Source organism: Donghicola sp. (assembly GCF_025210255.1).
GTDB classification, from domain to species: domain Bacteria; phylum Pseudomonadota; class Alphaproteobacteria; order Rhodobacterales; family Rhodobacteraceae; genus Donghicola; species Donghicola eburneus.
This window is the reverse complement of sequence record NZ_JAOARZ010000014.1, coordinates 164,634-189,636: the sequence shown is the minus strand read 5'-3', so window position 1 is coordinate 189,636 and position 25,003 is coordinate 164,634. Positions and strand designations below refer to the sequence as shown.

Below are 25,003 nucleotides of genomic sequence, written 5' to 3'. Positions count from 1 at the left end.
CATGCACGTCGTCTTCCGCGAAAGCCACGGGCTCGACCAGAGCGATACGCCGATGGATCTGGGGCAAACGCCCGCAGACCTGATTGTGCTGTCGTTCTCGGACTCGGACCTTGGCGCTTTCGCGGCGGGCTACCATCGGGCCAAGGGGACCTTGCCGACCGTGCGTCTGGCGAACCTTGTGGCCCTGAAACATCCTCTGTCCGTGGACGTCTACGCCGAACAAACGCTCGAGGGGGCCAAGGGCATTCTGGTCCGTCTGATCGGCGGCGAAAGCTACTGGTCTTACGGTCTGGCGACCCTTCAGGACTTGGCGCGGCGCAAGGGGATTGCGCTGGCCGTCCTGCCCGCCGACGGACGTCAGGATGACCGGCTGGACCAGCTCAGCACCCTGCCCGTCTCGACCCTGCGCCGTCTTCAGCAGCTGTGCGACGCTGGCGGCGCCGTTGCGGCCCAAGCCGCGCTCGCCCAACTGGCGCTGGCCGCTGGCCTTTATGCGGCCCCCGTGATGGGCGCAAAAACCGTGCCGGATGCGGGCTTTTACCTGCCCGACACGGGCGTTGTCACCGATCCGCAGCGCGACGACCGCCCGCTGGCTCTGGTGACATTTTATCGCTCTTACCTGACATCGGCGGACACCTCGCCCATCGACGCCATGATCGCGGCTTTGGAGCAGCGCGGGTTCCAAGCCTTTGGAGCCTTTGCCAGCAGCCTCAAAGCGCCTGCCGCTGCCGACTGGCTGCGCACCGAGATCGAGACCCTGAAACCCGCCACCATCGTGAACGCGACCGCCTTCTCGGCCCAAGGCCGCAATGGCGAACCCTCGCCCCTCGATGCCGCTGGCTGCCCCGTATTCCAGATTGCCCTCTCGACCGCCCGCAAAAAGGACTGGAATGACGCCGACCGCGGCCTCTCTCCCGCCGACCTTGCCATGCACGTGGTTCTGCCCGAAGTCGACGGCCGCATTTTTGCCGGTGTCGCCAGCTTCAAACAGCCGGGCAAGAAGGATCCAGACCTCGAATATTCCCGCTTTGCCCACCGTGCGGACCCTGCCCGCATCGACGCCCTAGCGGACCGCGTGCAGAAGTGGCACCGCCTGTCCACCCTGCCCGCCGCAGACAACCGGATCGCGCTCGTGCTGTCCACCTACCCCGGCAAGACCTACCAGATCGCCCACGCGGTCGGCATGGACGCGCTTGCCAGCGCCGAGCAAATCCTGGTTGACCTCAATGCCAGCGGCCACACCGTACGCCCCCAGTCGAACCTGGGCCAGCGCCTGACCACCGAAACCCTGACCTATCCGCTCGCGGCCTACGAACAGGCGCTAGACACCCTACCCGACCCCCTCCGCGCTGACCTAATCGCGGCTTGGGGCACGCCCGACACCGACCCGCTGTTCCGTGATGGTGCGTTCCATTTCCCCGCCATTGACGCAGGGAATGCGCTGGTCGCCCTCCAGCCCGAGCGCGGCGACGTCCAGACCCGCGACGACGACTACCACGACCTGTCCCGCACCCCGCGCCACAGCTACGTCGCCTTCTACCTCTGGCTCCGCGCCCAATCCGACGCGCTGGTCCACATCGGGGCCCATGGCACGCTGGAATGGCTGCCGGGCAAATCCGTGGCCCTGTCCGGTGACTGCTGGCCCGAGGCGCTGATCCGCGACCTGCCCGTCATCTACCCGTTCATCGTCAACGACCCGGGCGAGGCCGCCCAAGCCAAACGCCGCATCGCTGCCGTCACCATCGGCCACCTGCCGCCCCCCATGGCGCAGACCAAACTGCCCGTGGGAATGGGGCGCCTGGAACACCTGCTGGACGAATACTCGACCGCAGACGGCCTTGACCCCGCCCGCCGCGACCGCCTAATCGCCGACATCCGCGCCGAGGCCCAAGGCACTGGCGTCGAAGAGGACCTTGGCATCCCGCACGACGCCTCTGCCGCCGAAGCCATTACCCGCATTGACCGCTTTGTCTGCGACATCAAAGAAAGCCAGTACGGCGAGGGGCTGCACATCTTTGGCGCAGGCGACTACGGACCACAGGAAAACGCGGGCCTTCACGCTGCCCTGAACGGCCGCTTCGTCCCCGCTGGCCCCTCTGGTTCCCCATACCGAGGCCGCTCGGACGTCCTGCCCACAGGCCGGAACCTGTTTACGACCGACCCCCGCTCGGTCCCCTCCCGCGCCGCCCACGCCCAAGGCGTCAAGCTGGCCGAGGAACTCTTGCGCCGTCACCTTCAGGACCACGGCGACTGGCCAAAGGGGCTGGTGATCGACCTCTGGGGCAGCGCCACCATGCGCACCGCAGGCGAGGAATTCGCCATGGCCCTGCACCTCGCGGGCCTCGCGCCGAAATGGGACGACGGCTCCGAACGTGTCAGCGGGTTCGAGATCATCCCGCTCGCCCTGCTAAACCGTCCCCGCATCGACGTGACCTTGCGCGTCTCGGGCCTCTTCCGCGACGTCTTCCCCGGCCTAGCCCAGATGTTCGAAGGCGCCGCCGACAAGCTGGCCGAGCGCGAAGAGGCGCCCGAGGACAACCCCTACGCCGCCCGCACCCCCCGCGTCTTTGGCCCCAAACCGGGACAATACGGCCTCAACATGGGCGCATCACTGGACGACTACAGCGAAGAAGCCCGCGCCGCCGCTGGCGAGGCATGGCTCGCCGCCAGTTCCCACGCAATCGACGCCAAAGGCGAGGTCCACGAAGCCCGCGAGGCCCTCGAAACCCGCCTGCAAACCGCCGACAGCTTTGTCCACCTACAGGACCTGCCGGAAACCGACGTCCTGATGGCCAGCGACTACGCCGCCCACGAGGCCGGTTTCGCCGCCGCCATGAAGCGCCTAGGCCAAGAGGCCCCCGCGCTCTACCACATGGACGCGACCCAACCGGACCGCCCCCGCGCGCGCAGCCTGAACGAAGAAATCGCCCGAACCGTCCGCGCCCGCGCCGCCAACCCCGACTGGGCCAACGGCATGATGAACCACGGTTTCCGCGGCGCGGCCGAAATCGCCGCCACGCTCGACCACATGGCCGCCTTTGCCCATCTGGCAGGGGTCGTTGGTCCCCACCTGTTCGACCAGTATTTCGAGGCCACTTTGGGCCGCGCCGACCTGACAGAGTTCATGGCGGACGCCAACCCACAGGCCCTTCAGGCGCTCAAGGACCGCTTCCGCGCACTGATGGACGCGGGCCTTTGGGTCACGCGCCGCAACTCGATCATCGCGGAACTGGAGGCCCTGACATGAGCGCCCCCATCATCCAAGGTTGGTGCCCCGGTGCCCTGCGCCCCATGCAATCGGGCGACGGCCTGGTGGTGCGCGTGCGTGCCCCCCTCAGCCGCTTGGCGCAGGACAAGGCCGCCAAAATCGCCGATCTGGCGCAGATCTACGGGAACGGGCTGATCGACATCTCGAACCGCGCGAACCTGCAGATCCGGGGCGTCACCGATGCCACCCACGCCCCCCTGATCGACGGACTGCGCATGCTCGGGTTGATCGACCGCGACATCGCTACTGAGACCCGCCGGAATATCGTCCTGACGCCCTATTGGACCGCTGGCGATGAAAGCCACCGCATCGCGACCACTTTGATGCTGGCTTTGTCGTCCGATAACGCCCCCGCCACGCCGGGCAAGTTCGGCTATGCGGTGGACTGCGGCGACACTCCCGTGATGACCGATATCAGCGCCGATATCCGCATCGAGCGGGGCCAAAATGGCCTGATCGTCCGCGCCGACACCTGCGACATGGGCATCCCAGTGACCGTGGACTCCGCCGCCGAAACCGCGCTGGAAATCGCCCGCTGGTTCCTGACCTCTGGCGGTGCACCCGAAGGCCGAGGCCGCATGGCCCGCCACCTGAAAACTAACGAATTACCCGCTGAATACCAGACTGCTCCGGCGCAGCCCGCGCAGCACAACCCGCAGATCGGACGCACCAGCAACGGCACCCTTGTGGGCCTCGAATTCGGGCAGATGCAGGCGAAAACCCTCGCCGCGCTGGCGAAATTGGCCCCCATCCGCCTGACCCCGTGGCGGATGCTGCTGCTCGAGAACCTGACCGCATTGCCCGAGATCGACGGCCTGATCACCGATCCCACCGATCCGCGCCTGAATGTCGTGGCCTGCACCGGTGCCCCCGGTTGCCCGCAAGCCCTGAGCGACACGCGCACCTTGGCCCGCCAACTGGCCCCGCACACACCGCAGCTCTTGCACGTGTCCGGCTGCGCCAAGGGCTGTGCGCACCCCTCCGCCGCGCCGATCACCCTGACCGCCACGGCCCCGGACACCTTTGACCTGATCCACAATGGCACAGCCAGCGCTAACAGTTTTGCAACCGGCCTTGCATCCGACGCGCTGATCCTCCATCCCGACCTTCTGACGACCAAGAGAGCCTGAATGCCCCACGTTTACGAGACCAACGGCGCCGCCATCTACAAGGAAAGCTTTGCGACCATCCGGTCCGAGGCCAACCTCGCCCGTTTCAACAAGGATGAAGAATCCGTCGTGGTCCGCATGATCCACGCCCTTGGCTTTGTGGGTCTGGAAGAGCACGTGCGCTTCTCCGACGGCATGGCTGAGATCGCCCGCGCCGCGCTGGCGAACGGCGCGCCGATCCTGTGCGACGTCCGCATGGTGTCCGAAGGCATCACCCGCCCGCGCCTGCCCGCCGACAACGCGATCATCTGCACGCTCAAGGACCCGCAGGTCCCCGAACTGGCTGAAAAGATGCAGAATACCCGCTCGGCCGCGGCCGTGGAACTTTGGCGCCCGCATCTTGAGGGCGCTCTGGTCGCCATCGGCAATGCCCCGACCGCACTGTTTCACCTGCTGAACATGCTCGAAGACCCCGACTGCCCGCGCCCCGCGGCCATCATCGGCTGCCCCGTAGGCTTTGTCGGCGCGCGGGAATCCAAGGATGCTCTGATGGCTGACCTGCCCGTGCCCTCGATGATCGTCGAAGGGCGTCTGGGGGGCTCTGCCATCACCGTGGCCGCCGTGAACGCGCTGGCCAGCTGGAAGGAATAACGATGGGCAAGGTCATCTGCGTCGGCCTCGGCCCCGGCGACCGCGAACTCATGAGCGTGAAGTCGGATCGCCTGATCCGCACTGCCACCCACGTGGCCTATTTCCGCAAGGAAGGCCGCCAAGGCCAAGCCCGCCGCATCGTCGAAGGCATGTTGCCCGACGCCGTGACCGAGCACGCCATGGAGTATCCGGTCACCACCGAGATCCACTTCAGCGACCCCGAATACAACCGCGTTCTGGCCGAGTTCTATGACGACTGGGCCGACCGCCTGCACGCCTTAACCTCCACCGACGACGTGGTCGTCCTGTGCGAAGGCGATCCGTTTTTCTACGGAAGTTTCATGCACTTATACACGCGACTTAAACCGCGCTGCGATGTCGATGTGATCCCCGCGATCACCGGCATGTCCGGCTGCTGGACCGCCACGGGCCAGCCGATCACATGGGGCGACGACGTGCTGACCGTCTGCATGGCAACCCTGCCCGAAGACGAGCTGACCCGCCGCGCCAAAGACTCCGACGCGCTGGTGTTCATGAAGATCGGCCGCAACCTGCTCAAGGTCAAACGCGCCCTAGAGGCCGCTGGCAAACTGCAAGACGCGTGGCTGGTTGAACGGGGCACCATGCCCGATCAGACCGTCCAGAAACTGACCGAGGTCGGTGACACCGTCCCCTATTTTAGCATCGCCATCGTCCACGGCAACGGGAGACGCCCATGACCGGTTCCGTCGTTATCGCAGGCCTCGGGCCGGGCGCCGAAGACCTCGTGACGCCCGAAGTGCGCGCCGCGCTGGACGTAGCCACGGACATCGTCGGCTACTTCCCCTATGTAGCCCGCGTCGAACCCCGCGAAGGCCTGACCCTGCACGGGTCCGACAACCGCGTCGAAGTGGACCGCGCCACTCACGCCCTGCAAATGGCCGCCGAAGGGCGCCATGTGGTCGTGGTCAGCAGCGGGGATCCGGGCGTGTTCGCCATGGCTTCTGCCGTGTTCGAGGCGCTGGAAAACCACCCCGAATACCACGCTCTGGACATCCGCGTGCTACCCGGCATCACCGCGATGCTGGCGGCGGCCTCGAAACTCGGTGCGCCCTTGGGCCACGATTTCGCGGCGATCAACCTCAGCGACAACCTCAAACCCTGGAGCCTGATCGAACGCCGGCTGCGCCTTGCCGCCCAAGCCGGTTTCGCCATGGCCTTCTACAACCCGCGCAGCAAATCGCGCCCCTTCCAGTTCGGTCAGGCTCTGACCATTCTACGTGAAGAACTGGGGGATAACGTCCTGATTTCGTTTTGCAAAGACGTGACGAAAGACGGCCAAAAACTGCTGACCGTCCCGCTCGGAGAGGCCACCGAAGACATGGCCGACATGCGCACCGTGGTCATCGTAGGGAACGCCGACACGCGCCGCGTCGGCCCCCACGTTTATACCCCGCGTTACGCGCCCACTTCGTCCGAGAGCGCATGATCCAGCCAGTCCATCACATCGGTGACGGTCCGCATAATGGGGCGCGTCGGGATATGGGGACGGTCGATCAGAATGACCGGGATACCCAGTTCTCGCGCGGCATCCAGCTTGGCGCGCGCGCCAACGCCGCCCGAGTTCTTGGCGACGATCAGATCAATTTTATGCTCTTGCAGCAGGGCCTTGTCGCCCGCCACGGTGAACGGTCCGCGCGCCTGCACAGCCACTGCGTTCGGCAAGGGCAGCTCGCCCTCGGGCGCATCCACCAGACGCAGCAGGTAGAAATGCTGGGGCTTCGGGGCAAAGTCGCTCAGGTACTGGCGGCCAATGGCCAGAAAAATCCGGCGCGGGCTACCCGGGAGCGCCTCGACCGCGCCCGCCATATCCTCCACATGGCTCCAACTGTCGCCGGGTTTGTTGCGCCACGGACCACGCTCCAAGGCACAGAGTTCAACGCCCGCCTCTTCGCAGGCCACAACCGCGTTGTTGCTCATCTGCGCGGCAAAGGGGTGCGTAGCGTCGACCACATGGGTGATCCCCTCGTCCCACAGGTATTGGACCAGCCCCGGCACACCGCCAAAGCCGCCCATCCGCACGGGCAGTGCGGGCATGGTCGGATTGTTCGTTCGCCCCGCATAGCTGAACACCGCATCCACGCCCCAATCGGAAAGCGTCGCGGCGAGTTTCATGGCTTCGGTCGTTCCACCGAGAACAAGGATGCGTGTCATGTCTGAACCTTGGCTAAGCATTCTGGGTCTGGGGGAAAATGGACTGGATGGCCTGACAGAGACAAGCCGGAAATTGCTGGCGGGCGCAGAGGCGATCTTTGGCGGCCCGCGCCATCTGGAATTGGTTGGGGCCGGCACCAAAGGCCACCCGTGGCCCGTCCCCTTTAGCATCGCTCCCGTTCTGGCCATGCGCGGCAAACCCGTGGTGGTGCTGGCCTCGGGCGATCCCTTCTGGTTCGGCGCGGGCGGCTCGCTCCTGCCGCATCTGCAATCCCACGAGTGGGTCAGCGTGCCCACCCCTTCCACCTTCGCCTTGGCGGCAAATACCCAAGGTTGGCGCCTCGAAGAAGCACTTTGCTTCGGGCTTCATGCGGCCCCGTTCGAGCGTCTCACCCCGACCCTCGGCCGCGGCGTCCGCGCCATCTGCACCGTGCGCGACGGCGACGCCCCCGCGAAACTGGCAGCCTATCTGACCGAGAACGGCTTTGGCGCGTCCCAGATAACGGTCATGGAATGCCTCGGCGGCCCCCGCCAGCGCGTGCGCCACGCCACAGCCCAAGCTTTCGACCTAACCGATATCAAAGCCCCCGTCGCCGTCGCCATCGACTGCGCAGGGTCCAAGGGGATGCCCCGCGCCTCTGGCCTGCCCGACAGCATGTTCCTGTCCGACGGCCAAATGACCAAGCGCCCCGTCCGCGCCCTGACCCTCTCTGCCCTCGCGCCCCGCTATGGCGAGCATCTTTGGGACATCGGCGGCGGCTCCGGCTCCATCGCGCTGGAATGGTGTCTGGCGGCTCCGAACGCCACCGCCACCAGCTTTGAGCCCAAAGATACCCGCTGCGCCAACATCCGCCAGAACGCCGAGCGTTTTGGCCTGTCCCACCGCCTGCAAACCGTCCACGGCGCGGCCCCCGACATCCTGAAAGGCCACGCCAAACCCGATGCCGTCTTCGTCGGCGGCGGCAACAGCGCCATGCTGATGACCGAACTGTGGCAAACTCTGCCCGAAGGCACCCGCATCGTCGCCAACGCCGTTACGCTGGAAACCGAATGCCTGCTGATGAACTGGCACGCGGCCAAGGGCGGGCACCTGCTCCGTGCGGAACTCTCGGAAACCGCGCCTTTGGGCCGGATGCGCGGCTGGAATGCCGCCCGCCCGATCCTACAGTGGAGCGTCACCCGATGAAAATTGCCGGCATAGGCTTCCGCGCCGAGGCTCCCACTGCATCGCTAGAGGATGCGCTGAGCCAGACGGGCCACGCAGTGGACGCCATAGCCACCGCCGCCGACAAAGCCCAAGCGCCCCAGATCACAGAACTCGCCGAGATCCTCGGCGTGCCGCTGATCGCCGTCCCGCTCGACGAGTTGAAACAAGAAATCACTATCACCCAATCCCCCCGCGTGGCGGAACGCTACGGCACCGGCTCTTTGGCCGAAGCTGCCGCGCTTGCCGCTGTCGGAGAGAACGCGCATCTGCTAGACCGCCGCGTAACTTCGACCGATGGCATGGCCACCGCCGCAATTGCTGAAGGACCAGACGCATGACCGTCCATTTTATCGGCGCAGGCCCCGGCGCCGCCGACCTGATCACCCTGCGCGGCCGCGACCTGATCGCGTCTTGCCCCGTGTGCCTCTATGCGGGCTCGCTGGTGCCCGAAGCCCTGCTGGACCACTGCCCCGAAGGCGCGCGGATCATCAACACTGCCCCTATGTCGCTGGACGAGATCATCGCCGAGATCAAAGCCGCCCACGATGCGGGCCAGGACGTCGCCCGCCTGCATTCCGGCGATCTGTCGGTCTGGTCGGCGATGGGCGAACAGCTGCGCCGCCTGCGGGCCGAAGGCATCCCCTACGACGTCACCCCCGGCGTCCCGTCCTTTGCTGCCGCCGCCGCTGCCTTGGGCGCAGAATTGACTCTGCCGGGCGTCGCGCAATCGCTGGTCCTGACCCGCACCTCGGGGCGCGCTAGCTCCATGCCCGATGGCGAAACGCTGGAAAACTTCGCCAAAACCGGCGCGACCTTGGCCGTGCACCTGTCGGTCCACGTGCTGGAAGAGGTGGTCGCGCGTCTGTCCCCGTCCTATGGCTCCGATTGCCCCGTCGCGATCATCTGGCGCGCCACGTGGCCGGATCAGAAGATCATCAAAGCCACCCTCGGCACCGTCATCGAAGCCACCGAGGGCGAGCGCGGTCGCACCGCCCTGATCATGGTCGGCCACGCTCTAGGGGCGACGGATTTCGACGAATCCTGCCTTTATGCCGCCGACTACGACCGCCGCTACCGCCCCATCGGCACCGATCCCCGCTTCCCCGAGGGGACCGAATGATGCTGCCCAAGGGCCTTTTGATCTCTGCCCCCGCGTCGGGCACCGGCAAGACGACCCTGATGCTGGGCCTGTGCCGTGCGCTGACCCAAGCGGGCGTGACCGTCCAGCCCTTCAAAAGCGGCCCCGACTACATCGACCCCGGTTTCCACAGCGCCGCAGCGGGCCGCGTGTCGGTGAACCTTGACTCATGGGCGATGCCCCGTGGCCTGCTGGCTGATCTGGTCCAAGCCGCAGACGGCGCTGATCTGGTACTGGCCGAAGGCTCTATGGGTCTGTTCGATGGCGTGGCAAGCCCCGGCGAAACCGGCACCGGCGCCAGCGCCGACATGGCCGCCCTCATGGGCTGGCCCGTGGTGCTGGTCATTGACGTATCCGGCCAAGCGCAATCCGCTGCCGCCGTCGCCGCAGGCTTTGCCGCCATGCGCCCCGACGTCCAGCTGGCGGGTGTGGTCCTGAACCGCGTCGCCTCGCCCCGTCACGAAGCCTTGGTACGCGTGGGTATGAACCAAGTCGGCATCCCCGTCCTTGGCGCGCTGCCCCGCATGAAAGAGATCGAGATGCCAGAACGGCACCTTGGCCTCGTCCAAGCCGAAGAGCACAGCGAACTCACCCGCATCCTCGACGCAGCCGCGACCTTTGTGGCCGAGCATGTGGACCTGAACGCCCTGCGCGCTGCCGCCGCGCAAACCACGCCCCCCGCGATCGACCCGAACCCCTGTCCGCCCCCCGGCCAGCGGATCGCCTTGGCCCGCGACGCGGCCTTCAGCTTTGTCTATCCGCACCAGCTGACCGCATGGCGCAAAGCGGGGGCCGAGATCCTGCCATTCAGCCCCCTGAACGACGAAGCACCCGATGCATCCGCCGATGTCGCATGGCTGCCCGGCGGCTATCCCGAGCTGCACGCGGGCAAAATCGCCGCTGCAACAACCTTCCGCAACGGACTGAAATCATTTGCGGAAACGCGTCCCGTCCATGGCGAATGCGGCGGCTACATGGCCATGGGCACCGCCCTGATCGACAAAGCCGGAGAGCGTCACGAAATGGCTGGCCTCCTCGGCCTCGTGACCAGCTATGAAAAGCGCAAGATGCACCTTGGCTACCGTCTGGCCGATCTGACTGCGCCAATGCCCGGCTATTCCGCCGCCGCCCGCCTGCGCGGCCACGAGTTCCACTATTCCACCATTCTTGACCAGCCCGACGCGCCCTTGGCCCGCGTCACCGATGCCAACGGCGCCGACGTGCCCGAAACCGGCTCGGTACGTGGCAACGCGACGGGCACATTCTTCCACCTGATTTCGGAGGCCACATGAGCGGCTTTGTCCATTTCGTATCTTCTGGCCCCGGCGATCCGGAACTGCTCACGCTCAAGGCCGCGCGCCTGATCAAAGAGGCCGACGCCATCCTCTATGACGATCTCGGCGCTGCCCCCATTCTCGAGGACCTGAAGCCCGAAGCCGAACTCGTCGGCGTCGGCAAACGCGCAGGCCGCCCGAGCCCCAAACAGGAACACGTCAGCCAGCTCTTGGTCGATTACGCGTCCCAAGGGATCAAGGTCGTCCGCCTGAAATCCGGCGATTGCGGCATCTTTGGCCGTCTGGAAGAGGAAACCACCGCCCTGCGCGCTGCGGGTATCCCCTTTGATATCGTGCCCGGCGTGACCACAGCCTCGGCCGCTGCGGCCGCTGCGAACATTCCGCTGACCCGCCGGATGACCGCGCGCCGCCTGCAACTGGTCACCGGCCATGATGTCACCGGCGCGCTGCCCGAACAGTTGAACCTTGACGCGCTGGCCGATCCTATGGCGACCACAGCGGTCTACATGGGCAAACGGACCTTCGCGAAAATGGTGGATCGGCTGATTTCGGCAGGCATGCCCCCCGAAACCCCCGCCATGCTGTGCGAAGGCGTTTCGAAACCGGAACAAGAGCTGACCCGCAGCACGATCCGCGACCTCGCCGACAGCCTCGAAGGGGCCGATAGCACCCAGCCCGCCCTGATCCTTTATGGCCCCTTGGCGGACTGACCGATGTATCATCTGAAACTCGTCGGCATCGGTACGGGCAACCCCAAGCACCTGACCCTCCAAGCGATCGACGCCCTGAACGGTGTCGACGCGATCCTGATCCCGACCAAGGGCGCGGGCAAAGACGATCTGGCGGGCCTGCGCCACGAAATCTGTACCCAAGTTCTGACGACCCAGCCCAAAATCGCCGACTTCGCCCTGCCCATCCGCGACGAATCCACCAGCGACTACGGGCAAAAGGTCAACGATTGGCACGACGCTATCGCCGATATCTGGCTGCAAACCATGCAAGCGACCCTGCCACAGGGGGGCACCGTCGGTTTCCTCGTCTGGGGCGACCCCAGCCTCTATGATTCGACACTGCGCATCGCCGACCGCCTGACCAAAACCACCGAAATCACGGTCGAGGTCATCCCCGGCATCACCTCGATCCAGACCCTGACCGCAGGCCACGCCATCCCGCTCAATGAAATCAACGGCCCCGTGACCATCACCACCGGCCGCCAGATTCGCGACAACGGCTTCCCCGCTGGCTCGGATACGGCCGTCGTGATGCTAGACGGCGCCTGCTCCTTCCAGCACCTTGACCCCACGGGCATCCAAATCTACTGGACCGCCTACGCCGGGATGGAAAACGAAATCCGCCGCGCAGGCCCCCTTGCCGAGGTCCAAGCAGACATCATCGAAACCCGCGCCGCCGCCCGCACCGCCCACGGCTGGTGCATGGACATCTACCTGCTGCGCCGCACTGCCGAATAAGCCACCGCTCCCTCTTTCTTGGCAAAAATACCCAATTCACCAACGCCAACCAAACACCCCACAAACAAATAAGGGCGCCCCGCAGGACGCCCTCACCCATTCCCAGTCCGGTAGCCCTTACTCGCAGGCCACAGCTGTCTGCTCTTGCTCGCCCAAGCCTTCAATCCGCACAGTCATCTTGTCGCCAGGCTTCAGGAAGCGCTGGGGCTTCATGCCCATCCCCACACCAGACGGCGTGCCGGTCGCGATGATGTCACCGGGCTGCAGCTTCATGAACTGGCTCATGTAGCTAACGATCTCTTTGACGCTAAAGATCATGTCATCGGTATTCGAATCCTGCACAGTCTCGCCGTTCAGATCCAAGGACAGCGCCAGTTTCTGGGGATCGCCCACCTCTTCAGCGGTCACCAGATAGGGGCCGGTCGGGCCGAATGTGGGGGCCGACTTGCCCTTGATCCACTGACCGCCCTTCTCGATCTGGAACTCGCGCTCGGACATGTCGTTGATCACGCAGTAGCCGGCCACGTAGGACAGCGCGTCCTCTTCGGACACATAGCTGGCCTCTTTGCCGATCACGACACCCAGCTCGACCTCCCAGTCCGACTTCACCGATCCCTTGGGAATCACCACGTCATCGAACGGACCCGACAGCGCCGAAGTCGCCTTGTTAAAGATAATCGGCTCCTTGGGCGGCTCCGCGCCGGTTTCAGCGGCGTGCTTGGCGTAGTTCAGACCGATGCAGAAGAAGTTCGGCACAGACGCCACGCACGATCCGATCCGGCCGGGCTCTGCCACTACAGGCAGGCTGTCCACGTCGATGGCACGGATGGCGTCCAACGCCTCCAGAGACACGCCCGCACCCGCGAAATCGGGGCACTTGCCCGACAGGTCCCGCACATTGCCTTCGGCGTCCAGAATGCCGGGCTTTTCCTGACCTGCGGGGCCAAAACGTAGAAGTTTCATTGATTTCTCCTCCAAATCATTTGGTGACCAGAGCGGCCTCGGCTTCTTGCTCGAGGACGTTCCGAATATCTCGGTCCAGATGGCCCAGATGGGCCTCGATCGCGACCAGCGCGGCGGCGCGGTCACGGGCGCGCAGGGCATCCACAATCGCGCCGTGCTGCACGATCACCCGCTCGCGGTTGCGGCGGCGGCGCGCGGCCATGTAGCGGGCCCGCCACAGGCGTTCCATCAGGGTCTGGTGCAATTCGGCAATCACATCGTTATGGGACATGACCGCCAAAGCATGGTGAAAGCCCATGTCGACCTCGAACATGTCGAGCGGATCAGCGGTTTCAAAGTTCTGATCCATGTAATCCATGGTCGCCGCCAGATCATCGATCTCGGCCTCGGTGGCATGCACACAGGCCAGTTCCAGTGACAGTTTCTCAAGGGCAATCAGAACCGTCACCTGATCGGAAATCTCCTTGATCGAGGGCTGTGCCACGATCGGACTTCGGGCCGGACGCAGGATGACCAGACCCTCTTGGGCCAGAATACGGATCGCCTCGCGCATGGGGGTCCGGCTGACCCCCAGCTCTGCGGCATTGTCGCGTTCTTTGATCGTCGTGCCAGGGGGCAGTTTCCCCCTCAGAATGTCGCGACGCAGCTGCCGCGCAATCTGTTCCGGCAAAGTCTCTTCGGCCATCCCCGTCTTAAAACCCTTATATTTCTAGCCCTTACCGAACCCATCCTATGGGCCGTAATCACATTAGATGATTTTTTTGAATTTGGTATACCAAAAATGATTGAAAGTGAAGTTCGCTTTGGATAGCGTCGATTCAGGATGGTATACCATCTGTTCGCTGGTCGGGTGGAACCGACCATACGAAGGAACGGCGGCAAGAGGAGGCCGCCGAGGGAGGACATATAATTATGAAAATCAGCAAGCTTCTTGCATCTGCTGCCCTGACCGCAATCGCGGCAACCGCAGCATCGGCTCAGGACGTAACCCTGCGCATCCAGACACACTACGCGACCGAGCACCCCTCGGGTAAGCTGGCAGCCCAGTTCATCGACGACGTGCAGACCATGTCGGGCGGCGAAATCGCGATTGAAATGTTCTACAGCTCGTCGGTCGTTGCGACCACCGAGACTTGGGACGCGGCCGTCAACGGCATCCTCGACTGTGACATGACCGGCGGTGCGTACCAGACCGGTAAAAACCCAGCGTTCCAGTTCGTTGGCGACATCATGGGCGGCTACGACACCCCTTGGCAGCAGATTTCGTGGCTGTACTACGGCGGCGGTTATGACGCGGCTCAGGAACTGTACAACGCGAACGGCATGCAGCTGATCGGCTGGTGGCTCTATGGTCAGGAATCCCTGTCCTCGTCCAAGCCCATCGCGGGCCCCGAAGACCTGAAGGGCTGGAAGTTCCGTTCGCCCCCGGGTCTGGAAACCGAAATCTTCACCGAAATGGGCGCGTCGCCCATCGTGATGGACTTCACCGAAATCTTTACCGCGCTGGAAACCGGCATCATCGACGGTGCAGACGCCTCGGGCATCTACAACAACGTTGGTCTGGGTCTCTATGACATCGTGAAGCACGCCACCTACCCCGGCTTCCACTCGATGCCGTCGGACCACCTGGCGTGTAACAAAGACGTCTGGGACGGCCTGAGCGAACAGCACCGCCGCATCATCGACACCGCGATGCAGAAACTGACCCTGCACACTGCTCTGTCGAACGAGAAGAAGAACGCCGAAGCTGCTGCTGAACTGGCTGCAAACGGCGTGACCCTGCACGACTGGTCCGCTGAGGATCGTGCAGACTTCCGCAAGGCTGCTCAGAAGGCATGGGACGGTTGGGCCGCCAAGACCCCCGAGGCTGCAGCGCTGGTTGCAAGCCACCGCGAGTACCTCGGCTCGCTCGGCCTGATCGCCGAATAATCACTTAACGTGAACATAGCCTGACAATCGGGCGGGCCTATTCCATATGGCCCGCCTTTTTTCCACCCGCAGACTACTCAAACGGGATTCAGGCAAGGAGTTTTCAACATGGAGAACCAGAGCGTTTGGCTCGGGGGTCTCAGGGGACCAGTGCGACTGGGGATGATCGGCTTTACCGGCCTCGCCCTGCTCACCTTTGTCATCCTGATCGTCAGCCAGTTTGTTTCTGCCGAGCCTATCGGCATGTACGAGATGATCCGCCCCGCGGGCCGTCCTCTTGCGATGCTGATGCTCTTTTCGCTGGCCGGAGCGTTGCTCTTTGCCTCGATCTATTTGTCCGACACCGTCGGCCCGATCGAAGAGCGCCCCAGCGGTTTCTTTGACTACATTTCGCTTGTGGCCTCGCGCCTCGCCATGATCTCGATCGCCTTTGTTGTGATGGTCATGTTCTACGAGGTCGTCTCGCGCTACGCCTTCAACCGTCCGACCCTGTGGGCGAACGAGCTGTCCCTTTGGATCGCGTCGTTCATCTTCCTGCTCGCGGGCCTCTATGCGATGCAGCAGCGCAGCCACATCCGCATCTATGTGATCTACGACATGATGCCCCGCGCGTTCCAGAAAACCGCGGATGTGATCTCTGTCCTCTTGATCCTGCTCTTTACCTTCACCCTCGTCTGGGGCGGCTTTAACGACGCCTGGACCCGGATGCTGCGGATGGAGACCTTTGGCACCGCGTGGGATCCGCCCCTTCCGGGCACCGTGAAGCCCGCGATCCTGATCATCATCGTTCTTGTGGCAGTTCAGGCCGTATCCAACCTGATCGCCGACTGGAACAAAGCCCCCGAACACCACGGCCACGACGATATCGACGAGCACGAGATCGAAACCCTGCGTCGTACGCTGGAGGACAAATAAGTTATGGTTGATATCGGTACCCTCAGCATGATCCTGCTGCTTGGCATGTTTGCCTTGCTGGCGATCGGCATGCCGCTGGGCTTTGCGTCTGCCTTCCTTGCGGTGGTGACGCTGGTCCTCAAATTCGACGTCGACATCCTGTTCAACACCTTTGGCCGCGGACCGTTCTCGGTCCTCGGGCAGGCGGTCTACCGCCAGATGACGAACTACGTCCTGATCTCGGTCCCGCTGTTCATCTTTATGGCCGCGCTCCTGGAACGATCCGGCATCGCCAAGGACATGTACTCGGCCCTGAACCAGCTGTTGTCGCGCACCCGTGGCGGTATTGCCCTTGTGACCTCGCTGATGGCGGTGATCATGGCGGCCATGTCCGGCATCATCGGCGGCGAAGTCGTTCTGCTTGGTCTGATCGCCCTGCCCCAGATGCTGCGTCTGGGCTACAACCAGAACCTCGCGATCGGCACCATCTGTGCGTCGGGCTCGCTCGGCACCATGATCCCGCCGTCGATCGTTCTGATCTTCTACGGTCTGGTCACCGAAACCTCGATCAAGGCGCTGTTCACCGCGTCCTTCCTGCCCGGTTTCATGCTGGCCTCGTTCTTCATGATCTACATCCTGTTCCGTAGCCTCATGAACCCCGAGATGGCGCCCCTGCCGCCCGAAGATCCCACCGATCCCAAAGGCAAAGAAAAGGGCCTCATGTTCCTTGGCTTCTTGGGTCGTCTGTCCATGTGGATCACCGGCGTGCTGATCGCCCGTAACCTGTTCTTCACCGTCACCGGCGACAACGCCGTAACCGAAGGGGTCGAGCCGATCTTCCTCGGGATGGTATCGGACCTGCCCTACCTGATCGCGGCCTTTGTCCTGTCGGCGCTGGTTGTCTACCTCTTGGTTGGCAAAGATCGCTCCAAGGCTGGCTGGGACATGTCCAAGGGCCTCGTGGCACCGATCATCGTGATCGGCGTGGTTCTTGGCTCGATCTACGGTGGCATCACCGGCATCACCGAAGCCGCTGGTATGGGTGTGGTCGCCGTGTTCGTCATCGGCCTTGTCCGCCGCGAGATGACCTTTGACATCGTCTGGGACAGCCTGATGCGCACGCTGAAATCGACCGGCACCATTATCTGGGTGACCATCGGTGCGGCCGCTCTGGCAGCAGCCTACACGCTGGCAGGTGGTCCGACCTATGTGGCGAACATGATCGTGGGCTCTGACCTGCCGACCATGGGTGTCATTCTGGTGATGATGTTCATCTTCCTGATCATGGGGATGTTCATGGACTGGGTTGGTATCGTTCTGTTGATCATGCCCGTGTTCCTGCCCATCGTGCTGCGCCTTCCGGTCGAAGAGATCGGCGTCCTTGGCCACCTCGAACCCCGCCACGTCGCGATCTGGTTCGGCGTTGTGTTCTGTATGAACATGCAGGTGAGCTTCCTGTCGCCGCCCTTTGGTCCTGCGGCCTTCTACCTGAAGTCCGTCGCACCGGCGCACATCTCGCTGACCGACATTTTCAAAGGCTTCCTTCCTTTCATCGCGATCCAGCTAATTGCGCTGTCGGTCCTCCTGATTTGGCCCCCGATCGTGACTTTGTTCCTCTAGGAAGAGGTCTTTGAAACTCGGCCGGGGCGGACATGCTGCCGCCCCGGTCCCTACCCCCTCGGGATCGGGTATGATCCCCCAGATTTTCGTCCGGCCCGACGCACGACGCCGCCCCGGACCCCCAAAGCAAGCACCGGCGCAACGTCATGACGTTTGCCATACGTGAACCAGACGCCAGCCATACCCCGATTTTCGCGCCGTTTCGGCGCTGTGAAGGTCAAGGAATTAACCATGAAAACCGTCCGCCTGTCCGAAGCCGACAACGTTGTGACCGCCAAAACCCCCCTCGAAATCGGCGAAGATGGCGCGACACAGCTGATCCCGCGCGGGCATAAAATGGCCACATGTGATATTCCTGCGGGCGCCCCTGTTTTGAAATACGCGCAGCTCATTGGTTACGCGGCCACCGACATTCAGGCGGGGCAGCACGTCCACACCCACAACCTCGAATTTCGGAATGTGGACACGGACTACGAATTCTCGACCAACCTGCGCCCTGTCGCCCCCGCGCCCCAGCAGGACACCTTTATGGGCTATCGCCGCCCCTCGGGGCGCGTTGGTACCCGCAACTATATTGCGGTCCTGACCTCGGTGAACTGCTCGGCCACAGCGGCGCGCATGATCGCCCAACACTTCACCCCCGAGGTGATGGCCAACTACCCCAATGTCGATGGTGTTGTGGCCTTTGTGCACGGCACCGGATGCGCCATGGGCGGCGACGGCACCGGCTTCGAGCTATTGCAGCGAACCCTCTGGGGCTACGCGAAAAACCCGAATGTGGGCGGCGTACTCATGGCGGGTCTCGGCTGCGAGATGATGCAGATTGACTGGCTGATCGAAGCCTACGGTCTGACCCCCGGCCCGCTGTTCCAGACCATGAACATTCAGGACCACGGCGGCCTGCGCAAAACGGTTGAGATTGGCATCGAACAAATCACCGCCATGCTGCCAGAAGTGAACAAGGCACAACGCGAGGAATGCCCCGCCTCCGAGCTGATGGTCGCCCTGCAATGCGGCGGCTCGGACGCGTGGTCCGGCATCACCGCCAACCCCGCCGTCGGTTACGCTTGTGACCTGCTAGTGGCCCAAGGCGGCACCGGCGTTCTGGCCGAAACCCCCGAAATCTACGGGGCAGAACACCTGCTGACCGCCCGCGCCGCTGATCGCGCGATTGGCGACAAGCTGATCGATCTGATCAAATGGTGGGAGGGCTACACAGACCGCAATGGCGGCTCCATGGACAACAACCCCAGCCCCGGCAACAAAAAAGGTGGATTAACCACGATCCTCGAGAAGTCCCTCGGCGCCGCAGCCAAGGGCGGCACGACCCCGTTAACCGGTGTCTACAAGTACGCAGAACCCGTCACGGCCAAGGGTTTCACCTTTATGGACAGCCCCGGCTACGACCCCGCATCCGTGACCGGACAGATCGCAAGTGGCTGTAATCTCGTGTGTTTTACCACGGGCCGCGGATCAGCCTTCGGCGCAAAACCTTCGCCCTCGATGAAGGTCGCGACGAACACCGAGATGTACAACCGCTTGCACGAGGACATGGATGTTAACGCGGGAACGATCATTTCCGACGGCAAAACCGTCGAGGACGTGGGCCGCGAAATTTACGAAATGTGGCTCCGCATGGCCTCGGGCGAGCAAACAAAATCGGAAAAGCTGGGCCTTGGGGACTACGAATTCGTCCCATGGCAGGTTGGCGCGGTGATGTAATGGCCCGTTTACCACTTTGCGTCATTGGTGGAGGCTCGATCGGCATGCGTCACGTGGAAGTGGCGCAAACGTCGGATAAAGTCGATCTGACCTGCATCGTTGAGCCTTCTGACGCGCGCCGCGCAGAGCTGGCCCAAATGGGACTGACCGCCGTGGCAACCATTGAGGATGCCCCTGCTGCCACCTGCGCCGCCATCTCAGCCACGCCGACGCAGCTGCATCACGACAGTGCCCTGCAAATTCTGGATCGCGGATGGGCAGGCATCATCGAAAAACCTCTGACCGCCACGGTGGGCGAAGCCAAAGCATTGGCCGAAGTGGCAGGCGATAAGCCCTTGTTTTGTGGGCATCATCGCCGCTGTCACCCCTTTAGCATCGCAGCCCGAGAAGCCCTGCGGCAGATCGGCGATTTGATCGGGGTGCAAACACTGTGGTCGCTGCGCAAGCACGACACCTACTACGACACCCCGTGGCGCACGCAGCCCGGCGCAGGGGTTCTGATGACCAATGTCAGCCACGAACTTGACCTTCTGCGCTTCTTGATCGGCGAGATTGACGAAGTCTCTGCCCTGACCTCCAATGCGCGCCGGGGCATGGTGATCGAAGACACCGCGGCGCTGTCCCTGCGGTTCGGCAATGGCGCGCTTGGGTCCGTTCTGATGTCCGATGCTGGCGCATCGCCTTGGGCGTTCGAAGCGGCCAGTGCCGAAAACCCCGCCATCGCCGCCTCGGGTGAGGATTACCTGCGCATCATCGGCACCCAAGGCGCGCTGGCCTTCCCCTCGCTCACCCGCTGGGGCCGGAGCGACGGAGGAGAGATCGAGTGGTCCAAGCCCCTGACCCGCCACGCCCCGCAAGCGTTTGACAAGATTGACCCTTTGCTGGCCCAGATTGACAGGTTCGCGGACGTCGTCGCGGGCGGCCAAGATGATATCCTGTGCACGTTGGCCGATGGCGCAGCGGCGCTCGAACTGACCCTCGCCGCGGTCCTGTCGGGCCGCGACGGACACCCCGTCAAACGCGGCGACGTCCCAGATGATTTTCGCGGGGCCTGACCCCGCCCCGAAACCGATAGATTGGAGAATTGAGATGAGGCTGGAAGGAAAACGCGCCTTTATCACCGCAGCGGGCCAAGGCATCGGCCGCGCCGTCGCGGAACACTTCGCCCGCGAGGGTGCCATCGTCACCGCCACCGACCTGAAGGGCGACCTGCTCGACGGGCTGAACGTCGAAAAAACCATGGCGCTGGACGTCACCGACAAAGCGGCTCTGACCACTGCTATTCAGGACGCGCAGCCCGATATCTTGGTGAACTGTGCGGGGTTCGTGCACGGCGGCACGATCTTGGAAGCAAAGGACGACGAGTTCGACTTTGCCTTTACCCTGAACGTGAAATCCCAGTTCCACGCAATGCAGGCCGCCCTGCCCGGCATGCTCGAACGGGGCGGTGGGTCGATCGTCAACATCGCCTCGGTGGCGAGCAGCCTGATCGCCGCCCCCAATCGCTGCATCTACGGTGCATCCAAGGCCGCCGTGATTGGCCTGACCAAATCTGTGGCCGTGGACTATGTGAAACAAGGCATCCGCGTGAACTGCATCTGCCCGGGCACCGTGGACAGCCCGTCTCTGCATGACCGCCTGCGCGCCATGGGCAACTACGAAGAGGCCCGCGCCGCGTTTGAAGCACGCCAGCCCATGGGCCGGATCGGCACCGCAGACGAGATCGCGCATCTGGTCGTCTATCTTGGCTCGGACGAAAGCAGCTTTACCACCGGTCAGGCGCATATCATCGACGGCGGTTGGGCGGCCGGCTAAAGGAGTCCCCCCTTGGGGACCTCGATCCCAAGAGAGGACCGCACAGGCGCTGGGCTTTTGCTCATGTGTCTGGCCGTGGGGTTCTTTACCTGCATCGACACCTCGGCTAAGTGGTTGATCCTGTTCGGATTGCCCACGCTTCAGGTGGTCTTTGCCCGCTATTTCGGCCATTTCATTCTGGCGCTTGCCTTCTACGTCCCACGAGAAGGGCGCGCGGCACTGGTGTCGAACGCCCCCGTGAAACAGCTGCTGCGCAGCCTGTTTCTGCTGGGCTCCACTGTCATGAACTTCATGGCGCTGAAACACTTGCCGATCACCATCACGACGACGATCTTTTTTGCCGGTCCTATCGTGACCAGCATTCTGGCGATCCCGATCCTTGGGGAAAAGGTCGGCCTGCGCCGTATTATTGCAGTGTGCGTCGGGTTCAGCGGCGTTCTGGTGGTGATCCAGCCGTGGGGCACGGCCTTTCACCCGGCGATGTTCTTTAGCCTTGCGGGCCTGATGTGCGCATCGCTCTATTTCATTATGACCCGACTGCTGTCGGGGGTCGAGGCGAACGCCACCCAGCAAATCTGGTCGAGCGGGATCGCCATGACTGCCCTGCTGCCCTTTGCGCTGCAAAACTGGGTCTGGCCGGACACGACGCAGGCGTGGATCATCTTTTGCCTGATCGGATTTTTCGGCGCGACAGGTCACACCATTGCCACCATCGCGCATCGGTGGGCGGATGCGTCCTTGCTTGCACCAGTGGTCTATATTCAGGTGTTCCTAGCCTCGCTCGCGGGGATCCTTGTGTTCAACACATGGCCCACGCTGTGGACGCTGGCTGGCGGTGCGATCATCATCGCCTCGGGTCTTTATATCTGGCAGCGCGAGCGCAGCCTGAAACGGTAAACAGATGGGCCCCAGTGGGCCCGTCCTGCCCCCGCAGAAATTCTTAAGACTTGCAACGCATCTTCTTCGCCTAGGGACGCGGCATAAAAAAAGCCGCCGACCACGAGGGCCGGCGGGTAAGTCCGGGTTCTAACACCCAACAGGAAGCATAGTTTCGGTTAACGATGGGTTAACCGCGCCCGATATAGGGCATATTTGTTGCCATCACGGTCATGAACTGAACGTTGGCTTCGATCGGCAGTTCCGCCATGTGCAGGACAGAGCTTGCGACATGGGCGACGTCCATCACAGGCTCCACCGCAATCGATCCATCGGCTTGCGGCACCCCTTGGGTCATCGCCTGCGCCATATCAGTCAGCGCATTGCCGATGTCGATCTGCCCGCACGCAATGTTGAACGGACGCCCGTCCAGCGAAATGCTGCGGGTCAAACCGGTGATCGCGTGTTTCGAGGCCGAATACGGCGCAGAGCCCCAGCGCGGCACATAGGCCGAGACAGAGCCGTTATTGATGATCCGGCCCCCTTGGGGGTCCTGCGCCCGCATCCGAGCAAAGGCCGCACGCGCGCAAATAAAGCTGCCGGTCACGTTCACATTGATCAGCTCGCGCCAGGCATCCACATCGACCGTGTCGATGGTCGTGCCCTTCATCGCGACCCCAGCGTTGTTGAACAGGGCATCAATCCGCCCCCATTCCGCCAGCGCCTTGTCAAAGGCCGCGTCGACCTCGGCCTCATTGGTCACGTCACATGGCAGGGCCAGTGCATTCTCGTGGCTGTCTGCCATTTCCTGCACCGTGGCGGGTGTGCGGCCGACGATGCCGACCTTCCACCCGTTGTCCAAGAAATGCTGCGCACAGGCTTTGCCCACACCGCGCGCGGCGCCGGTAATGATGATTGTCTTAGCCATCGGGCCTCCCCTCCCTTTGGGTCAGTGGTTATCGCGCGGCAGGTCTTGGCAGACCTTGTGGTAGGCGGTGGCCAGTTCCAGACATCCGCCCTTGTCCAACTGCCCCACGTGGGTGCGATAGATCTCTTGCCACGGGGTCTGGTGCTTGATCTCGGGCGGTGTCCAATCCGCCTTGCGCTGCGCCCATTCCTCGTCAGAGACCAAAGCATCCATGGTCGAGGCATTCAGATCCAAGCGCACCATGTCGCCTGTCCGCAAGTAAGCTAATCCCCCACCCACAACCGATTCAGGCGAGGCGTTCAGGATCGACGGGCTTTCCGAGGTGCCCGACTGACGCCCGTCGCCCACGGTGGGCAAATGGTTGATCCCCTGCTTCAACAGGGCATCTGGCGGCTGCATGTTCACGACCTCGGCGCTGCCGGGATAGCCCACACAACCCACGCCGCGAATGAACAGAATGCACTTCTCGTCGATGTTCAGAGACGGATCGTTGATCCGGTCGTGGTAATCCTCGGGGCCTTCGAACACGATCGCACGGGCCTCGTGCACACCCTCTTCGCCCGGACGGGACAAGAAGCGTTTCTGGAAGTCCGCAGAGATCACCGAGGTCTTCATCAGCGCGCTATCAAAGAGGTTCCCCGACAACACCTTGAAACCCGCATTCTGACGCAAGGGCGCGCCATAGGTGGTGATCACGTCTTCATCCTCGGAGCCAAGGCCGGTCAGGTTCTCGCCCATGGTCTTGCCCGTGGCGGTCATGCAGCCTTCGTGGATGTGACCGGCCTTTTGCAGTTCGGCCATGACCGCAGGGACGCCGCCCGCACGGAAAAAGCTTTCGCCAAGGTACTTGCCCGCAGGCTGCATGTTCACCATCAGCGGGATTTCGAAACCGACGGTCTCCCAATCCTTGACGTCCAGCTCGACGCCCGCATGGCGCGCGATGGCCTGCAGGTGCGGCGGAGCATTAGTGGAGCCGCCAATCGCAGCGTTCACTTTGATCGCGTTTTCAAAGGCTTCGCGGGTCAGGATGTCAGAGGGCTTCAGGTCCTCATAGACCATCTCCACGATCCGCTTGCCGGTCTGATAGGCCATCTCCATCCGCTCGCGGAAGGGCGCGGGAATCGCCGAGTTGCCGGTCAGGGACATGCCCAAAGCCTCAGCCATCGCGTTCATGGTCGACGCGGTGCCCATGGTGTTGCAGTGCCCTAGCGACGGCGCGGACGAACACACACGGCTGATGAATTCTTCGTAGTCAATCTCGCCTTCGGACAGCAGACGGCGGCTTTCCCAGACGATGGTGCCCGAACCTGCGCGCTTGCCCTTCCACCAGCCGTCCAGCATCGGGCCGCCGTTCAGGGCAATGGCGGGCAGATCGGCCGTGGCCGCACCCATCAGCATCGCAGGGGTGGTTTTGTCGCAGCCCGTGGTGATCACGACGCCATCCAGCGGGTAGCCATGCAGCACCTCGACCAGCCCTAGATAGGACAGGTTGCGGTCCAAAGCCGCTGTGGGGCGCTTGCCGGTTTCCTGAATGGGGTGCACGGGGAATTCCATCGGAACGCCGCCCGCCGCGCGGATGCCGGCCTTAATCCGGTCCATCAGGAACACGTGGATCTTGTTACAGGGCGCAATGTCGGAGCCGGTGTTCGCGATACCAATGATCGGCTTTTCGCCCTGCAATTCCTCGCGGGTGTATTCCTGATTCAGATAGCGCTCTAGGTACAGCGCCGTCATCCCCGGATTATTGGGATTGTCGAACCACTCTTGCGAGCGGAACCGCTTGTTCGCGCGGGTGTTGGACATGGTTTCCTCCCAGAAAATTCATGAGGCGTGGCGAATCTTGTTGTTCGCTGCCAGTCCTTCTACAAAACTCAAATGGTATACCAAGCGCAAGAATATTTTGGTATACCAGAATCAACGCGGCTG

23 protein-coding genes are annotated in these 25,003 nt (G+C 63.2%); 18 read left to right on the top strand and 5 right to left on the bottom strand.

The window, feature by feature from the left end; translation table 11 throughout:
• Position 1 precedes the first annotated feature (1 nt).
• The 5 genes from cobN to cobJ are packed head-to-tail and all read left to right on the top strand — an operon-like array spanning position 2 to position 6,496.
• Entirely contained in the window at positions 2-3,247 is a 3,246-nt protein-coding gene (cobN, locus tag N4A58_RS04635) for a cobaltochelatase subunit CobN (protein ID WP_293708164.1), read from the top strand.
• Complete coding sequence (cobG, locus tag N4A58_RS04630; RefSeq protein ID WP_293708163.1) at positions 3,244-4,398, top strand: precorrin-3B synthase; 1,155 nt, start codon at positions 3,244-3,246, stop codon at positions 4,396-4,398. The genes cobN and cobG overlap by 4 nt, the downstream gene beginning before the upstream one ends.
• Positions 4,399-5,028, top strand: a complete 630-nt coding sequence (locus N4A58_RS04625; protein WP_293708162.1) for a precorrin-8X methylmutase — start codon at positions 4,399-4,401, stop codon at positions 5,026-5,028.
• A 2-nt stretch (positions 5,029-5,030) separates the two neighbouring features.
• A complete protein-coding gene (gene cobI / locus N4A58_RS04620) occupies positions 5,031-5,747 on the top strand; it encodes a precorrin-2 C(20)-methyltransferase (RefSeq protein ID WP_293708161.1) in 717 nt (238 codons plus the stop codon).
• Complete coding sequence (cobJ, locus tag N4A58_RS04615; RefSeq protein WP_293708160.1) at positions 5,744-6,496, top strand: precorrin-3B C(17)-methyltransferase; 753 nt, start codon at positions 5,744-5,746, stop codon at positions 6,494-6,496. The genes cobI and cobJ overlap by 4 nt, the downstream gene beginning before the upstream one ends.
• On the opposite strand, the gene N4A58_RS04610 is transcribed toward cobJ, so the two are convergent.
• Positions 6,466-7,221: a cobalt-precorrin-6A reductase gene (locus N4A58_RS04610; protein WP_293708159.1), complete on the bottom strand. Its 756-nt coding sequence runs from the start codon at positions 7,219-7,221 to the stop codon at positions 6,466-6,468. The genes cobJ and N4A58_RS04610 overlap by 31 nt on opposite strands.
• On the opposite strand from N4A58_RS04610, the gene cbiE reads away from it, so the two are divergent.
• From cbiE to cobF, 6 genes are read left to right on the top strand one after another with little or no spacing between them, the layout of a single operon-like run.
• The gene (gene cbiE / locus N4A58_RS04605) at positions 7,220-8,407 is read left to right on the top strand and encodes a precorrin-6y C5,15-methyltransferase (decarboxylating) subunit CbiE (protein ID WP_293708158.1); all 1,188 of its coding nucleotides are present in this window, start codon (positions 7,220-7,222) and stop codon (positions 8,405-8,407) included. The genes N4A58_RS04610 and cbiE overlap by 2 nt on opposite strands.
• A complete protein-coding gene (locus tag N4A58_RS04600) occupies positions 8,404-8,766 on the top strand; it encodes a cobalamin biosynthesis protein (protein ID WP_293708157.1) in 363 nt (120 codons plus the stop codon). The genes cbiE and N4A58_RS04600 overlap by 4 nt, the downstream gene beginning before the upstream one ends.
• On the top strand, positions 8,763-9,548 hold the full coding sequence (gene cobM, locus N4A58_RS04595; RefSeq protein ID WP_293708156.1) for a precorrin-4 C(11)-methyltransferase: 786 nt from the start codon (positions 8,763-8,765) through the stop codon (positions 9,546-9,548). Before N4A58_RS04600 ends, cobM begins: the two co-directional genes overlap by 4 nt.
• Positions 9,548-10,858 (top strand): cobyrinate a,c-diamide synthase, encoded by a 1,311-nt coding sequence (locus tag N4A58_RS04590; protein ID WP_293708186.1) that lies wholly within the window; start codon positions 9,548-9,550, stop codon positions 10,856-10,858. The genes cobM and N4A58_RS04590 overlap by 1 nt, the downstream gene beginning before the upstream one ends.
• Positions 10,855-11,571, top strand: coding sequence for a uroporphyrinogen-III C-methyltransferase (gene cobA, locus N4A58_RS04585; protein WP_293708155.1), 717 nt, complete (start codon positions 10,855-10,857; stop codon positions 11,569-11,571). Before N4A58_RS04590 ends, cobA begins: the two co-directional genes overlap by 4 nt.
• Before the next feature lie 3 nt (positions 11,572-11,574).
• Positions 11,575-12,330, top strand: coding sequence for a precorrin-6A synthase (deacetylating) (gene cobF, locus N4A58_RS04580; RefSeq protein ID WP_293708154.1), 756 nt, complete (start codon positions 11,575-11,577; stop codon positions 12,328-12,330).
• A gap of 117 nt (positions 12,331-12,447) precedes the next feature.
• On the opposite strand, the gene N4A58_RS04575 is transcribed toward cobF, so the two are convergent.
• Positions 12,448-13,293, bottom strand: a complete 846-nt coding sequence (locus tag N4A58_RS04575) for a fumarylacetoacetate hydrolase family protein (protein ID WP_293708153.1) — start codon at positions 13,291-13,293, stop codon at positions 12,448-12,450.
• A gap of 16 nt (positions 13,294-13,309) precedes the next feature.
• Positions 13,310-13,978: a GntR family transcriptional regulator gene (locus tag N4A58_RS04570; RefSeq protein ID WP_293708152.1), complete on the bottom strand. Its 669-nt coding sequence runs from the start codon at positions 13,976-13,978 to the stop codon at positions 13,310-13,312.
• Between the two features lie 227 nt (positions 13,979-14,205).
• Here N4A58_RS04570 and N4A58_RS04565 point away from each other — a divergent pair, with 227 nt between their 5' ends.
• From N4A58_RS04565 to N4A58_RS04535, 7 genes are all read left to right on the top strand, one after another.
• Positions 14,206-15,222: a TRAP transporter substrate-binding protein gene (locus N4A58_RS04565; RefSeq protein ID WP_293708151.1), complete on the top strand. Its 1,017-nt coding sequence runs from the start codon at positions 14,206-14,208 to the stop codon at positions 15,220-15,222.
• Positions 15,223-15,330: 108 nt separating this feature from the next.
• A complete protein-coding gene (locus N4A58_RS04560) occupies positions 15,331-16,137 on the top strand; it encodes a TRAP transporter small permease subunit (protein WP_293708150.1) in 807 nt (268 codons plus the stop codon).
• Between the two features lie 3 nt (positions 16,138-16,140).
• Positions 16,141-17,736, top strand: a complete 1,596-nt coding sequence (locus N4A58_RS04555; RefSeq protein ID WP_293708149.1) for a TRAP transporter large permease subunit — start codon at positions 16,141-16,143, stop codon at positions 17,734-17,736.
• Between the two features lie 231 nt (positions 17,737-17,967).
• The gene (locus N4A58_RS04550) at positions 17,968-19,458 is read left to right on the top strand and encodes a UxaA family hydrolase (protein WP_293708148.1); all 1,491 of its coding nucleotides are present in this window, start codon (positions 17,968-17,970) and stop codon (positions 19,456-19,458) included.
• Entirely contained in the window at positions 19,458-20,513 is a 1,056-nt protein-coding gene (locus tag N4A58_RS04545) for a Gfo/Idh/MocA family oxidoreductase (RefSeq protein WP_293708147.1), read from the top strand. The genes N4A58_RS04550 and N4A58_RS04545 overlap by 1 nt, the downstream gene beginning before the upstream one ends.
• Before the next feature lie 34 nt (positions 20,514-20,547).
• A complete protein-coding gene (locus N4A58_RS04540; RefSeq protein ID WP_293708146.1) occupies positions 20,548-21,273 on the top strand; it encodes an SDR family oxidoreductase in 726 nt (241 codons plus the stop codon).
• Between the two features lie 12 nt (positions 21,274-21,285).
• Entirely contained in the window at positions 21,286-22,170 is an 885-nt protein-coding gene (locus tag N4A58_RS04535) for a DMT family transporter (RefSeq protein WP_293708145.1), read from the top strand.
• 169 nt (positions 22,171-22,339) lie between these two features.
• On the opposite strand, the gene N4A58_RS04530 is transcribed toward N4A58_RS04535, so the two are convergent.
• On the bottom strand, positions 22,340-23,077 hold the full coding sequence (locus tag N4A58_RS04530) for an SDR family oxidoreductase (RefSeq protein ID WP_293708144.1): 738 nt from the start codon (positions 23,075-23,077) through the stop codon (positions 22,340-22,342).
• 21 nt (positions 23,078-23,098) lie between these two features.
• Positions 23,099-24,880 carry an IlvD/Edd family dehydratase gene (locus N4A58_RS04525; RefSeq protein WP_293708143.1) on the bottom strand — a complete coding sequence of 594 codons (1,782 nt, stop codon included), beginning with the start codon at positions 24,878-24,880 and terminating at the stop codon, positions 23,099-23,101.
• Between the last annotated feature and the right edge of the window lie 123 nt (positions 24,881-25,003).

What these genes read in the sequence shown, in the direction of transcription:
- cobG (WP_293708163.1), top strand. Translation starts at nt 3,244, where the DNA reads ATGAGCGCCCCCATCATCCAAGGTTGGTGCCCCGGTGCCCTGCGCCCC.
- N4A58_RS04575 (WP_293708153.1), bottom strand. Translation starts at nt 13,293, where the DNA reads ATGAAACTTCTACGTTTTGGCCCCGCAGGTCAGGAAAAGCCCGGCATT.
- N4A58_RS04590 (WP_293708186.1), top strand. Translation starts at nt 9,548, where the DNA reads ATGCTGCCCAAGGGCCTTTTGATCTCTGCCCCCGCGTCGGGCACCGGC.
- N4A58_RS04570 (WP_293708152.1), bottom strand. Translation starts at nt 13,978, where the DNA reads ATGGCCGAAGAGACTTTGCCGGAACAGATTGCGCGGCAGCTGCGTCGC.
- N4A58_RS04525 (WP_293708143.1), bottom strand. Translation starts at nt 24,880, where the DNA reads ATGTCCAACACCCGCGCGAACAAGCGGTTCCGCTCGCAAGAGTGGTTC.
- N4A58_RS04625 (WP_293708162.1), top strand. Translation starts at nt 4,399, where the DNA reads ATGCCCCACGTTTACGAGACCAACGGCGCCGCCATCTACAAGGAAAGC.
- cobM (WP_293708156.1), top strand. Translation starts at nt 8,763, where the DNA reads ATGACCGTCCATTTTATCGGCGCAGGCCCCGGCGCCGCCGACCTGATC.
- cobA (WP_293708155.1), top strand. Translation starts at nt 10,855, where the DNA reads ATGAGCGGCTTTGTCCATTTCGTATCTTCTGGCCCCGGCGATCCGGAA.
- N4A58_RS04560 (WP_293708150.1), top strand. Translation starts at nt 15,331, where the DNA reads ATGGAGAACCAGAGCGTTTGGCTCGGGGGTCTCAGGGGACCAGTGCGA.
- N4A58_RS04555 (WP_293708149.1), top strand. Translation starts at nt 16,141, where the DNA reads ATGGTTGATATCGGTACCCTCAGCATGATCCTGCTGCTTGGCATGTTT.
- cobJ (WP_293708160.1), top strand. Translation starts at nt 5,744, where the DNA reads ATGACCGGTTCCGTCGTTATCGCAGGCCTCGGGCCGGGCGCCGAAGAC.
- N4A58_RS04545 (WP_293708147.1), top strand. Translation starts at nt 19,458, where the DNA reads ATGGCCCGTTTACCACTTTGCGTCATTGGTGGAGGCTCGATCGGCATG.
- N4A58_RS04530 (WP_293708144.1), bottom strand. Translation starts at nt 23,077, where the DNA reads ATGGCTAAGACAATCATCATTACCGGCGCCGCGCGCGGTGTGGGCAAA.
- cbiE (WP_293708158.1), top strand. Translation starts at nt 7,220, where the DNA reads ATGTCTGAACCTTGGCTAAGCATTCTGGGTCTGGGGGAAAATGGACTG.
- N4A58_RS04610 (WP_293708159.1), bottom strand. Translation starts at nt 7,221, where the DNA reads ATGACACGCATCCTTGTTCTCGGTGGAACGACCGAAGCCATGAAACTC.
- N4A58_RS04540 (WP_293708146.1), top strand. Translation starts at nt 20,548, where the DNA reads ATGAGGCTGGAAGGAAAACGCGCCTTTATCACCGCAGCGGGCCAAGGC.
- cobF (WP_293708154.1), top strand. Translation starts at nt 11,575, where the DNA reads ATGTATCATCTGAAACTCGTCGGCATCGGTACGGGCAACCCCAAGCAC.
- N4A58_RS04550 (WP_293708148.1), top strand. Translation starts at nt 17,968, where the DNA reads ATGAAAACCGTCCGCCTGTCCGAAGCCGACAACGTTGTGACCGCCAAA.
- N4A58_RS04565 (WP_293708151.1), top strand. Translation starts at nt 14,206, where the DNA reads ATGAAAATCAGCAAGCTTCTTGCATCTGCTGCCCTGACCGCAATCGCG.
- cobI (WP_293708161.1), top strand. Translation starts at nt 5,031, where the DNA reads ATGGGCAAGGTCATCTGCGTCGGCCTCGGCCCCGGCGACCGCGAACTC.
- cobN (WP_293708164.1), top strand. Translation starts at nt 2, where the DNA reads ATGCACGTCGTCTTCCGCGAAAGCCACGGGCTCGACCAGAGCGATACG.
- N4A58_RS04600 (WP_293708157.1), top strand. Translation starts at nt 8,404, where the DNA reads ATGAAAATTGCCGGCATAGGCTTCCGCGCCGAGGCTCCCACTGCATCG.